The organism is Chitinophaga tropicalis (genome assembly GCF_009758205.1).
In the GTDB taxonomy this organism is placed as follows: Bacteria; Bacteroidota; Bacteroidia; order Chitinophagales; family Chitinophagaceae; genus Chitinophaga; species Chitinophaga tropicalis.
Map to the genome: position 1 here is coordinate 328,854 of NZ_WRXN01000006.1, position 13,021 is coordinate 341,874.

Annotated in this window: 9 protein-coding genes; 8 read left to right on the top strand and 1 reads right to left on the bottom strand. The window is 46.1% G+C overall.

What is annotated here, in order from left to right; genetic code table 11:
• Positions 1 to 16: 16 nt before the first annotated feature.
• Positions 17 to 2,449 (bottom strand): phenylalanine--tRNA ligase subunit beta, encoded by a 2,433-nt coding sequence (pheT, locus tag GO493_RS15990; protein WP_157307210.1) that lies wholly within the window; start codon positions 2,447 to 2,449, stop codon positions 17 to 19.
• A gap of 554 nt (positions 2,450 to 3,003) precedes the next feature.
• Here pheT and dnaB point away from each other — a divergent pair.
• The 8 genes from dnaB (at position 3,004) to GO493_RS16030 (ending at position 13,016) form a co-directional block, all read left to right on the top strand.
• The gene (gene dnaB / locus GO493_RS15995; RefSeq protein WP_157307211.1) at positions 3,004 to 4,578 is read left to right on the top strand and encodes a replicative DNA helicase; all 1,575 of its coding nucleotides are present in this window, start codon (positions 3,004 to 3,006) and stop codon (positions 4,576 to 4,578) included.
• A gap of 105 nt (positions 4,579 to 4,683) precedes the next feature.
• The gene (locus tag GO493_RS16000) at positions 4,684 to 6,042 is read left to right on the top strand and encodes an MATE family efflux transporter (protein WP_157307212.1); all 1,359 of its coding nucleotides are present in this window, start codon (positions 4,684 to 4,686) and stop codon (positions 6,040 to 6,042) included.
• A gap of 239 nt (positions 6,043 to 6,281) precedes the next feature.
• Complete coding sequence (locus GO493_RS16005; RefSeq protein WP_157307213.1) at positions 6,282 to 6,983, top strand: RsmE family RNA methyltransferase; 702 nt, start codon at positions 6,282 to 6,284, stop codon at positions 6,981 to 6,983.
• Between the two features lie 183 nt (positions 6,984 to 7,166).
• A complete protein-coding gene (locus tag GO493_RS16010; RefSeq protein WP_157307214.1) occupies positions 7,167 to 7,745 on the top strand; it encodes a sigma-70 family RNA polymerase sigma factor in 579 nt (192 codons plus the stop codon).
• Between the two features lie 80 nt (positions 7,746 to 7,825).
• On the top strand, positions 7,826 to 8,083 hold the full coding sequence (locus GO493_RS16015; RefSeq protein ID WP_157307215.1) for a type II toxin-antitoxin system Phd/YefM family antitoxin: 258 nt from the start codon (positions 7,826 to 7,828) through the stop codon (positions 8,081 to 8,083).
• 2 nt (positions 8,084 to 8,085) lie between these two features.
• Positions 8,086 to 8,343 (top strand): Txe/YoeB family addiction module toxin, encoded by a 258-nt coding sequence (locus GO493_RS16020; RefSeq protein WP_157307216.1) that lies wholly within the window; start codon positions 8,086 to 8,088, stop codon positions 8,341 to 8,343.
• Positions 8,344 to 8,529: 186 nt separating this feature from the next.
• Positions 8,530 to 9,495: a FecR family protein gene (locus tag GO493_RS16025; protein ID WP_157307217.1), complete on the top strand. Its 966-nt coding sequence runs from the start codon at positions 8,530 to 8,532 to the stop codon at positions 9,493 to 9,495.
• Between the two features lie 299 nt (positions 9,496 to 9,794).
• Positions 9,795 to 13,016: a SusC/RagA family TonB-linked outer membrane protein gene (locus GO493_RS16030; RefSeq protein ID WP_232538867.1), complete on the top strand. Its 3,222-nt coding sequence runs from the start codon at positions 9,795 to 9,797 to the stop codon at positions 13,014 to 13,016.
• Positions 13,017 to 13,021: the final 5 nt, after the last annotated feature.

The following is a 13,021-nucleotide window of genomic DNA, read 5'->3' on the forward strand; positions in this document are numbered from 1 at the left end:
CAGTACCGGTTATTGATTATTTCCGTATCTCAGCCTGCAATTGTCCCTCAAAAGCCTTCTTCAATTTGTCCATTACTGCATCTATCTCCTTATCTGTCAGTGTTTTCTGTGGGTCCTGAAAAGTGAAGCTTACAGCGTAGGATTTCTTGTTTGCTCCCAGTTTTTCACTTTCAAAAACGTCGAAAAGGTTCAGTTGTTGCAGCAGGGCTGATTTTACTGTTTTAGCAGCTGCTTCTACAGCAGAGAATTTCACTTGTTTGTCCAGCACCAGCGCAAGGTCGCGGCGTACGGCCGGGAATTTTGGAATTTCTTTGTAAAAGTTATCGCTTTTTTGCAGTAATGCCAATACATTATCCCAGTTAATATCTGCAAACCATACCGCCTGTTTAATATCAAACTGTTTCAGCTTCTGGCTGCTCACTGCTCCCAGCGCTACCACCGGCTTATTACGCACGCTGATCTGCCAGCCATTCTGTAGTCCATCTGCTTCATATTCAGTCCATTGTGCGCCAGAGATGCCCAGCAGCTGCAGCAGGTTCTGAATATATCCTTTCAGGAAGTAGAAATCTACCGGCTGGGCTTTATTCAGCCAGTTCTCGGCAATTTTACGGCCTGTCAGGTAAAGGCTGAGGTGGGCAGTCTGTCCAAATTTGCCATCTTCAGAAACAGCATAGGTGTTGCCGAATTCGAAGAACAGCAGATCTTCGTTGCGGCGGTTGATGTTGTGCGCAACACTTTCCAGGCCTGTTTCCAGCATGGAAGGGCGCATCACATCCAGGTCCGCACTGAGACTGTTGATCATTTTTACCGTACGCGCCAGCACTTCAGGCGTAAAATATTTACTATTGGTGATAGAATTCGTGAATATCTCATTAAACCCGTTGGATGCCAGGTAGTTAGCTGCCTTTTCACGCACTTTTTCCTTATCCGGTTTAGGGTTGGAGGAAGGAGTAATCAGTACCTGTGAAGGGATCTCTATATTGTCCAGTCCATCAATACGCATGATCTCTTCCACTATATCTGCCGGGATGCTGATATCTGGTTTGCTGTAAGGTACCGCTACCTGCAGTTGCTCTTCCGTTTGCTGCAGAATGGTAAAGCCCAGGCTGCTCAGGATGTTCACTACCTTCTCAGCAGGGTAGGCCTTGCCGCTCAGTTTTTTAATATAAGACCAGGTAGTGGTCACTTCTATCTGCGCTTTAGGCTGAGGGTAGATATCGGTGAAGTCTGAAGCTATCTTTCCGCCGCCCAGCTCGCAGATCATGGCTGCTGCCCTGCGAAGAACGTATACGGTACCGGAAATGTCCACACCTTTCTCGAAACGGGCTGCTGCATCGGTACGGAGGCCATGACGGAAAGAGGTTGGGCGGATGCTGGCTGCCGCAAAGCAGGCGCTTTCCAGGAAGATGTTCTTTGTAGCGTCTGTCACGCCGGATGTGAGTCCGCCGAAAACGCCCGCAATGCACATTCCTTCCCCGTTGCCGTTGCATATCATCAGGTCTGCAGCGTCCAGCTTCCTTTCTTTGCCGTCCAGGGTAACAAAAGGCGTATCCTGTGGCAGGTTCTTTACGATCACCTTTCTGCCGGTTACGGCATCAGCATCGAAAGCGTGCAGTGGTTGCCCTGTTTCGTGCAGGATGAAGTTGGTAATATCTACAATATTGTTGATAGGTCTTACGCCTATAGCCAGCAGCTTGTTTTTCAGCCAGTCGGGAGAAGGTGCGATCTTCACACCGGTAATGGTCACTCCGCTGTATCTTGGGCAGGCTTCTGTATTCTCTACTGTAATACTGATAGGGTATTTCTCCCCGGCTTCCGGCAGAGAGGATATTTCAGGAGCTAATGCCTTGTAAGACAGTGTGTTTTCTGCATTGTTCAGGTAAGCGCATACGTCTTTTGCTACGCCCAGGTGGCTCATCGCGTCCATTCTGTTGGGAGTAAGCCCTATTTCGTATACCCAGTCCTGTGCAGGTTTAAACACTTCGCTGGCGGGAGTACCGGGTGTAAGTGCCGGGTCCAGTACCATGATGCCATCATGGCTGCTGCCCAGGCCTATTTCATCTTCAGCGCAGATCATACCATGGCTTTCTTCACCACGGATCTTGGCTTTCTTCATAGTGAGCGGTTCTCCGCTGGCAGGATAGATGGTGGCGCCTATAGGAGCGATCACTACTTTCTGGCCGGCAGCTACATTAGGTGCTCCGCAAACAATGTGCAGGGGCTCTCCGTTGCCGGTATTTACGGTGGTCAGTCTCAGCTTGTCAGCATTAGGGTGCTGGGCTACAGTCAATACCTCTCCTATTACCAGTCCTTCGAGGCTGCCTCTTATAGCCTCAAATTTTTCCAGGCTCTCTACCTCCAGTCCGATACGCGTCAGTATAACAGATAGTTCCTCCGGTGTGGGTTTAACCGGCAAATAGTCACACAGCCAATTGTAAGAAATAGTCATTTTTATTGATATAAGTGCCGTAAAGTTAGTGTAATTATAGCGTAAGAGGGAGAGATGCGGCCCGAAAAAGTGTGGGTTATACCCCTCAGTGATACAGGGAACAGAGAATATGTCATAAATGGATGACAGATTGTACATATCCGCCCCTTGCTGATAAAATGCAAAGAATACACGTTACCCGTTATCCAATAACCGTAATAGTGAAATGTGAAAATCGTGAATCTGATGTGGAAAATCTTTTTCAACATTGTTTGTGAATATCTGCACCTTTGTATGGGGATTATTTGTGGATTTGGTGAATAAGGAATCGATAGTCAGTGTATAACTGACAATTTGCGGGTGCATAACCTGTGCATGTCACCTTATAAACTATTATGCCTTTACAATCTTTAGAAAATGGAAAAATGCGGTTACCTTAGTTTTTACGGCCCAAAAAAGTTTACAATTTAATAAAACGGAACACGTTTGAGTGGGTACAAAAAATTGTAAAGAAAGCAAAGGATAGCCATGACATGTAACCTTTTTGATTAACAGTTTAACAGGAACAACTATAGATGGATCTCAATCTTAAGAAAGACCGTAACGTACGACGTAAGCCGTCCGTTGACGTATCTACCATGATGTACGGCAAGATTCCGCCACAGGCAAAGGAGATGGAAGAGGCTGTATTGGGAGCCATTATGCTTGAGAAAGGCGCTTTTGACACAGTAGTAGAGATTTTGAAGGGGGAATGTTTCTATGTAGAGGCTCATCAAAAGATCTTCACCGCAATGACCCGGCTGGCAGGTAAATCCATGCCGGTAGATATCCTGACTGTTGTAGAAGAACTCCGTTCAATGGGTGAACTGGAGATAGTAGGGGGACCTTATTATATTACCCGTCTTACCAATATGGTGGTTTCATCCGCCAATATTGAGGCGCATGCCCGTATTATCCTGCAGAAATTTATTCAGCGTGAGCTGATCCGTATCTCCGGCGAGATTCTAAGCGAATCTTACGAAGATACGGCAGACGTATTTGACCTGCTGGACTCCGCAGAAAGCAAACTCTTTGAAGTTACCAATAACCACCTTCGCAAAAACTACGACAGTATTGACCGCGTACTGGTAAACACCATGAAACGTATCGAAGATCTGCGTAACCGCGGAGACGATATCACAGGTGTACCATCAGGTTTCCCGTCACTGGATAAAGTAACCTATGGCTGGCAGTCAACAGACCTTATCATTATCGCGGCACGTCCCGCGGTAGGTAAAACAGCGTTTGCACTGAACCTGGCCAGGAATGCTGCCCTGCATCCCCGCTTCCCGAAAGGCGCTGCGGTTTTCTCATTGGAAATGTCCTCCGGCCAGATCGTACAACGTATCTTGTCGGCAGAGTCAGAAATAAAACTGGAGAAGATCACCAGGGGTAAACTGGAAGAATATGAAATGAAGAAGCTCATGACACATGGTATTGAGCGACTGGCAAAAGCGCCCATCTTCATTGACGATACTCCCGCCCTGAACATCTTCGAGCTGCGCGCAAAAGCCAGAAGGCTGGTACATAACCACGGCGTAGGTGTGATCATCATCGACTACCTTCAGCTGATGAGCGGCAGCGCAGATGGAAAGAACAGTAACCGTGAACAGGAGATCAGTAAGATATCCAGAGATCTCAAAGGTCTTGCAAAAGAATTGCACGTTCCGATTCTCGCACTGTCCCAGCTGAGCCGTGATGTGGAAAAACGAAAAGATGGCAATAAAATGCCACAGCTGAGTGACCTCCGTGAATCCGGTGCTATCGAACAGGATGCTGACATGGTAATGTTCCTCTACCGTCCGGAATATTATGAGATCAACACCAATGAAATGGGCGAGGCCAATAAAGGTGAAACGCACGTACGTATAGCGAAACACCGTAACGGTCAGCTGGATACCATCAAACTACGCGCAGTACTGGAGTTTCAGCGCTTTGAAGATGATGGTAGCCTGGAAAACCCGGGCGGTGGCAGCAGCAACGCATTTGCAGGTATGCGCGGACATGAATCCGGCGGCGGACCAAACGACGAGGCGAAGCTCTATATCCAGAAAGGTTCCAAGATGAACGACATGAATTTTGATGAAGGATTTGAAGATGCTCCTTTTTAAATTTTTGAATTGTTTTCAAAAAAGGCGCCTCCTTCCAAATGAGGCGCCTTTTTAGTTTAACCGATTTTCATTTCCCCGTGGATGAAAATGATACAATAATGTTTTATGTGGACTAAATACCGTAGCTATTACAAGGATAACTTCCGGTTGGCATATCCCGTTGTAATTTCCCAATTAGGGCATACCCTGGTAGCCCTCTCTGACACCATTATTATTGGCCATACCGGCGATGTTCCCCTGGCCGCCGTAGCATTGGGCAACAGTTTGTTTTCCATTATGATGGTTATGGGCATAGGCATTTCCTATGGACTGACCCCGCTTATTGCACAGGAACATGGCCGCGGTAATAAAGGCATCTGCGGATACCTGCTGCGTCACAGCCTGCTTATCAACCTGGTGCTGGGCCTGTTGCTGTCTTCCGTAATTGTAGCCGGCAGCCATTACCTGCACCTGCTGAAACAGGAGGAAGAGGTAACAGTAAGAGCTGTGCCTTTCCTGCAATTACTTGGATTATCCTTTTTCCCATTGATGATATTCCTGACATTCAAGCAGTTTGCTGAAGGGTTGGGATTTACCCGCCAGGCAATGAATATCAGCATCATTGGTAATGTTATCAATATACTGGTAGGTATTACCCTGGTATACGGTCTTTTCGGCGCCCCTAAAATGGGGGTTACCGGCGTGGGAATTGGTACGCTGACAGACAGGGTGCTTATGGCCGTTGCCATGACCTGGTATGTACTGAAGTCGCCCCGTTTCAGGGAATATCTCACAGAGTTCTGGCGCAAACAGGTATCCACTGGTACTATAGCCAAACTGCTGGGAATAGGTATGCCCGTAGCTTTGCAGTACCTGTTTGAAATAAGCGCCTTCAGCAGCGCTATCATAATGGCCGGCTGGATAGGCGCCCGGGAACAGGCGGCCCACCAGATAGCTATCAACCTGGCTTCTATTACCTATATGATGGCAAGCGGTATCTCCGCTGCCGCAGGTATTAAGAGCGGTAACCATTTCGGCGCCAGGCAATGGAAGGAACTTCGCTCTTCTGCAATTGCCAGCTACCATATGGTGCTGATCCTGATGGGCGCCACAGCACTGATCTTCATGCTGGGGTGCAGAGTATTGCCACTGATGTACATCTCTGATCCTGCCGTGATAGATATTGCCTCCGGTCTGCTTATTATTGCCGCATTCTTCCAGTTGTTTGACGGTGCACAGGTGGTAGGGCTGGGAATACTCCGCGGACTGGGAGATGTGAAAGTGCCCACTATTATTACCCTGCTGGCTTACTGGGTATTAGGATTGCCGGGCGCTTACTTTCTGGGTATTTACCTGAACTGGGGGATTCAGGGTATCTGGTGGGGATTGCTGATAGGGTTGCTGACAGCTTCCGTATTGTTGTTCTTCCGTTTCCAGAACCGCACAAAAGAAAATTGGCTGAAAATGAGTAGCAGTATCGCCTAATTTTAAAGCCTGCAGATCAAAAATAGTACTTTCTTTTAGAAAGCACTGTGGCGCCAAAGTGATACCGCAGTCCATACACTATCCATACTTTATAGTAGGCTTTGAGTAGGAGTATTCATACAGTATCTATGCGTGGACTACCTGTAATATTTTTTCGGGGAAAATGCTTTTGCCGGAGGTAAAAGCATTTTCTTTACGCAATTTACCCTCACTGACCCGCTACAACTATATTTGCAGATATGTTTTACGCGAAAGATCTCACTCCGGATGCTGGTTCTTATACCATGGATGAACCAACATCCAAATATTGCATACAGGTGCTCAGGCATGAACAGGGTGACCAGGTACTGCTGGCAGATGGCCGTGGAGGCAGGTACACTGCCGTTATCAGTGACGATAACCGCAAAAAATGCGTAGTACAGATAAAACAATATGAACTGATGCCGCCGGTGAGCGCTCCTATAAGGATCGCCATATCTTTCACCAAGAATACTTCAAGAATAGAATGGTTCCTGGAAAAAGCCACTGAGATAGGTATACAATCGATCATCCCTCTGGTTAGCCAGCGCACAGAAAAAGAGAAATTCCGGGCAGATCGCTTTGAGAGTATCCTGGTAGCAGCCATGCTGCAATCACAACAATATTATCTCCCGGAACTGCATGCTCCGGCGCCATTCGATACACTGGTGAAAGAACCTCCCGCCAGGCAGCTGTTCATTGCACATTGTTTACCGGAACAAAAGCAACACCTCTGGCAAGCCATGCAACCCGGACAGGATAGCCTGCTGCTGATAGGCCCTGAAGGAGACTTCACCCCGGAAGAGATCAGCGCTGCACTGGAAAGAGGGTTTCAACCAGTATCATTAGGTAATACCCGGCTGAGAACTGAAACTGCCGGAGTAGTGGGATGTACTATGATGAATGCAGTGAATGTAGGGTAACATACCTGTCCGAATATTATTCATACCCGTAAAAATTGCTTTCGTCAGAGGCGGTTTTTACGGGATTTTTATTTTTGACCGGCATAGCCAAATTGAAACCAGTATTGGTATTTTCGTTAATTAATTGTAGCTTACACACTTAAAGGGTGTGAGAAAAACAATTGAATTCTTTATACTTTTCACGTGAAAAAAGCGCGCATACATCCGGCTTCCACTTATACGGACAAATACCTGTGGGACTTGATCAGGGCTGATTCCGTTGACGCTTTCAACGAAGTGTATAACCGGTATTGGGACCTGGTTTTCCGCATCACACTCAAGCGCTTACATGTTAAAGAGATTGTTGAAGAAATAGTACAGGATGCCTTTATTGTACTCTGGGAAAAAAGACATGAATTACAGGTAGACTCACTCAAAAATTACCTGCTGGCCATTACCCGCTATGCCGTATTCCACTATATATCCCGGCAACAGACCATCGCTGCCCGTATGGGTGAAATGAGGCAGGAAGAACAGACCACAAATAATAATATAGAAGATATTGTTAATTCACGCCTGTTATTACAACTGGTAGACAGTATGGCTGAAGAGCTGCCGGAAAAAAGCAAACAGGTTTTCCGTCATAACAAGCTGCAGGGATATACCGTCATGCAGACTGCTGAAGCATTTAATATCTCCCCCAAAACCGCAGAAGGACATCTTACCAAAGCGCTGAAAACGTTAAGATTAAAACTGGGTACATTGTATTTATGGGTACTCTGAAAGAATCCTAAGAGAATCTTGAGAGTTGTACAATTTATTGTACAAAATTTTGTACCTTTGTTTCTCAAAATACATGTTTTATGCAAGTAGTAACTTATTCTGAGTTCCGTAAAGGATTAAAATCTCACTTGGACGATGTTACTCAGAATAATGAGACTTTAATTGTGCCGAGAGGGAAGAGTGAAGATAGTGTTGTTGTCATTTCTTTAAATGATTATAATGCCATGATGGAAACATTGCATTTAATGAAATCGACAAAGAACAGGGAACGTTTATTTGATGCTTTAAAAAGAGCCGATGCTGATGAATATGAATCACATGAATTGTCAAACGACTAAGAATGAATTTAAGTTGGGACAAAAATGCCTGGGAAGATTATACATATTGGCAAGCTCAGGACAAAAAGATCGTAAAGAAAATAAATGATCTCATTAAGGCAGCACTTCGTGATCCTATGAATGGGATAGGAAAACCAGAGTCACTAAAAGCAAACCTCGCAGGCTGTATGTCTCGCAGAATAACAGATGAGCATAGGTTAGTCTACAAAGTTTATGAGAATCGGATACATATTTTACAATGTAGATATCATTATGATTAAATCTGATTTTCAAGTTGAAATGCTTTAATGTTTGTTTGAACTAATTTAGTAATAACAATGGAGCGATAGCATAACTGTCGCTCCATTGTTATTTTGTCGCCCTCAAAAAAAATTTCCCCCAAAGCAAGGGGGTACCCCCACCTTATTTACTCTTACTATATATCTGATCACTGAAACTTATTGTCAATGCCTGATGAATATATCCGGTCACTGGCCAGAAAATGGCAGGAAGGAACCGCTACGGAAGAGGAAATAAAGCTCCTGCTGCAGTGGTATGGAAAGGAAGAGGAAGACGGTGAAGATGTAGTGGAAGATACTGAAGCAAAGAACAGGATACGGACAAATATCTGGAAGATAATACAGGTACGCCGGAGCAGGAAAATAGTGTACCTGCGTATGGCAGCAGCAGCTGCCGCTGCTGTATTGTTTGTGACAGGTGGTATTTCATATATGTACCGGTCTGAAACAATAGCCCGCCCAGAGAAACAGCAGGTGGAAATATATGTGCCGAAAACACAGCGCAATAAGATACAGCTGCCGGATGGGTCAGTAGTATGGCTGAATGCCGATAGCCATTTGCAGTACAGGATAAATAAACGGGAGCGGGAAGTAGTACTGGAAGGAGAAGGGTTCTTTGATGTAGTACAGAAGGCAGATAGTCCCTTTATTGTGAAAGCAGGCAGGTATGTCACTACTGTACTTGGCACTTCATTTAATATAAAGGCATATAAAGGAGAAGCTACTGTGGCAATTACTGTGGCATCAGGGAAGATACAGGTGCAGGATGAACATAAAAGGAAAACAGTGCTTACTTCCAACAGGCAGATCACCCTGGCAGAACAGCCGGTCAATGATGAGGTAGTAGTGGAAAGAACTGTGAAAGCAACAGCATATAATGCCTGGATAGAGGGGACATTTGAAACCAACAACGGATCATTTGAAGAAATTGCCAACACGCTGGGCAGACGCTATAACGTAACGTTCTATTTTGAACAGGAATCTCTGAAGAAATGTACGTTCATGGCCAGCTTTGACAGTACGGCCACATTACCCAGGATACTGGGCCTGTTATGCCGGATCAACAATTCCACGTACCGTATCAGCGAAGATAACAAGGAAGTATACATATCCGGCGAAGGGTGCCACGAGTGATATAGAACAGCATTTTATTACCAAACAATGATAATCCCGTTATGGAAAGAACAACCAATTCTTTTAGTAATTCTACCTGAGTATTTTTCTCCATTTACTGGAAAAAAATAACATAGCGCTGCCTGCATCAGAGTCTGCAAACCTTACATGCAAACAAGCGCTACGGCCCTGTATTCTATTACATCATACAAAAAGCAATTAAAGATATGAAATACTACGGTATTTTGGCGGGGAAGCCTGTTCCCATACTTTTCCATTTACATTACTTAGATCTGCTGTTTAAGATAATGCGTATTGTGATGATTACATTAACGGTGTTATGTACAACCTCGTTGTTGCTCATAGCCCGTCATTCAAAAGGGCAGGACCTGAATACGGTCAGGCTGGAGCTGAGTATCAAAGAAGGCTCGCTGAATAAGGCCTTGAAACGCATAGAAAACAGAACGCCTTTCCTCTTTGTTATTGACGGCACAGTAGCCGGCAGTGTGGAAATAAAGCCGGTAGAAGAAAAGGAACGTTCCCTGAAAGAATTGCTGGATGTACTGCTGGCGCCACATGGTCTTCAGTATATACAGGACGGAAAATACATTGTAATAAAGAAGAAAGCTGAAGCTCCGCAGAAAGTGATTTCCGGTATCGTCACTGACGAAAAAGGCGCTCCCCTGCCAGGAGTAAGCATAGTAGTGAAATCCACCCGGGCAGGCACCATCACCAATGAAAAAGGTGTTTTCTCATTAGATGCACATAGTGATAGCGATACGCTTGTAGTGAGCTATATAGGTTACCGCACGCAGGAAGTTGCCGTAAAGGGCCGCAGTCAGCTGAACATCCAGCTGGCATTGAGCGATAACTCCCTCGCAGATGTAGTAGTGATAGGCTATGGCAGTCAGCGTAAAGGAGACCTTACCAGCTCTGTAGCCACCGTTAAATCAGAAAATTTTGTAAAAGGTAATGTGCTGGACGCAGGCCAGCTGTTGCAGGGGAAAGTAGCAGGGCTCTCCATTTCCTCACCCAGTGGCGACCCTACCAGCGGTTCCCAGATCCTGCTGAGAGGTAATACTACCCTGCTGGGTGCTAACGCCGACCCACTGGTGCTGATAGACGGGATTCCCGGCGATCTGAAGACCGTAGCCCCGGAAGATATCGAATCAATGGATGTGCTGAAAGACGGCTCTGCCGCAGCTATCTATGGTACCCGCGGTACAAATGGCGTGATCATCATCACCACCAGGAGAGCCAGTGGTACTTTCAGCAACGCTGTAGATTACAGCGGTTATGTCAGCACACAGACCATTGCCCGCAAGCCGGAAATGCTCACTGCAGCAGATTACCGTAAGCAGATTGCCGACGGTACCCGGGACGCTTCCTGGGACCTGGGCAGCAACACTGACTGGCTGAAAGAGATGACCCAGACGCCCATTACCCATGTGCATAACCTCACCTTCAGAGGTGGTAACAGTAAGACCAACTACCTGGCCAATGTTAACTACCGCTCACTGGAAGGTATCTTCAAAAAATCAGATAACAGGACCTTCACCGGCAGGGTAGATATCAACCACAGCATGCTGGACGATAAACTGCGCATCAATCTTGGTATCCTGAACTCGCATAATAAATATACCACTACGGGAGATGGCCTCAGCTTCAACGGTTATACCTACAGGCAGGCGCTCATCCGTAACCCTACATCACCTGTGTACGATTCTGCCGGCAACTGGTTTGAACAGACCGGGTTATTCAACTACGAGAATCCTTTATCAAGATTGTTTGAAAGCGATGGTCTGAATACCAGGCAGAACTCCCGTATGAACGGTACTATTACCTTGCTGCCTGTAAACGGCCTGAAACTCTCTGCGCTCTTTTCCTACTCCAGATATAACGAGGAAAGAGGCTATTCAGAAAGCAAAAAACATATCTCCAACCTGCGTGACGGCAGAAATGGATATGCTTCTGTAGGAACAGAACAGGCAATTGACCGCCTCATGGAGCTGACTGCACAGTACAATGTCAATGCCGGTAAACACAGGATCACTGTACTGGGCGGATATAGCTACCAGGAAAGAGAGTACCGTGAAGCATGGATGCAGAACTGGGATTTCCCTACAGACCGCTTCACCTATAATAACATCGGCATAGGACAGGCCCTTAAAGAAGGACTGGCGCCTGAATTCAGCACCAAGACAGAAACTAACCTGATCGGCTTCTTTGGAAGGGCTACCTATAGTTATGATGACCGCTACCTGTTGCTGGCAAGCTTACGTCATGAAGCCGCCAGCCAGCTGTATGGCACGAAACAACCCTGGGGTAACTTCCCCGCTATATCAGCAGGATGGCGTATCAGCAATGAAGCCTTCATGAAAAAGCAGACATTGTTCGATGATCTGAAATTACGTGTGGGCTACGGCGTTACAGGCACCCAGCCTACGGATCTTTTCCTTGGAGTAACCATCCTCAGCTACGGCAGTTATGTATATTCCAATGGTGTATGGATCCAGACACTGGGCCCTTCCCAGAACCCGAATGCAGATCTGCGCTGGGAAGAGAAACATGAAACCAATGCAGGCCTGGACTTCTCCATGCGCGGTGGCCGTATCAGCGGTAGCGTGGATTATTACATCCGCCGGATCAATGGTTTGCTGTATGACTACCAGGTGCCTTCTCCGCCAAACCTCTATTCCTCTACCAGGGCTAACGTAGGTAAGATGGAGAACAAAGGCCTGGAAGTGATCGTGAACTTTATTCCTGTAAAGACAGATGATTTTGAGTGGAGCTCCAGCGTGAACTTCTCTACCAACTCCAATAAGCTGGTAAGTCTCTCCAACAATATCTATAAAACGACCAACAACTATTTTACTACCGGTAGCACCGGAGAACCTATTCAGACATTCACCAACATTGTGAGGATAGGTGATAAGATAGGCGACTTTTACGGCTTTAAAGTATTGGATATCTCTGCAGATGGTAAATGGATCTACGAAGGCAGGGATGGTAAACCGGTGAGCTATGACGACTATCAGCACGCTTTCGAAGACAAGAGAGTACTGGGCAACGGTCTGCCGAAATACTACGCAGGATGGAACAACAACCTGCGTTACAAACAGTTTGACCTGGCTGTCACGATGCGTGGTGCTTTCAAATACCAGATCCTGAACTACCAGCGTATGTACCTGGAAAATACGGGTCTGCAGCAATATAACAGGCTGAAATCAGCATACGATAAAGTGTTTGGCAAGGCTGTGCTGAGTAAGGACATGCCGCTGGAATTTAACAGCTATTATGTGGAGAACGGCGATTTCTGGAAAGTAGATAACATCACATTGGGATATACTTTTAAGAATATCAGGAACAGGTATATACATGGTGCCCGTGTATATGCTTCCACACTCAACACATTCGTTATAACCGGTTATAAGGGAATTGATCCGGAGGTGAACAGGGTAGGGCTGGCTCCCGGCAATGACGACAGGGATAAATATCCTTCTGCCAGAACATTTACTATTGGTGTAAACATGAACTTCTAATCTAC

Bases quoted from the DNA above. Each gene is read 5' to 3' on its own strand.
- GO493_RS16005 (WP_157307213.1), top strand. From the start codon at position 6,282: ATGTTTTACGCGAAAGATCTCACTCCGGATGCTGGTTCTTATACCATG.
- GO493_RS16000 (WP_157307212.1), top strand. From the start codon at position 4,684: ATGTGGACTAAATACCGTAGCTATTACAAGGATAACTTCCGGTTGGCA.
- pheT (WP_157307210.1), bottom strand. From the start codon at position 2,449: ATGACTATTTCTTACAATTGGCTGTGTGACTATTTGCCGGTTAAACCC.
- GO493_RS16025 (WP_157307217.1), top strand. From the start codon at position 8,530: ATGCCTGATGAATATATCCGGTCACTGGCCAGAAAATGGCAGGAAGGA.
- dnaB (WP_157307211.1), top strand. From the start codon at position 3,004: ATGGATCTCAATCTTAAGAAAGACCGTAACGTACGACGTAAGCCGTCC.
- GO493_RS16020 (WP_157307216.1), top strand. From the start codon at position 8,086: ATGAATTTAAGTTGGGACAAAAATGCCTGGGAAGATTATACATATTGG.
- GO493_RS16015 (WP_157307215.1), top strand. From the start codon at position 7,826: ATGCAAGTAGTAACTTATTCTGAGTTCCGTAAAGGATTAAAATCTCAC.
- GO493_RS16030 (WP_232538867.1), top strand. From the start codon at position 9,795: ATGATTACATTAACGGTGTTATGTACAACCTCGTTGTTGCTCATAGCC.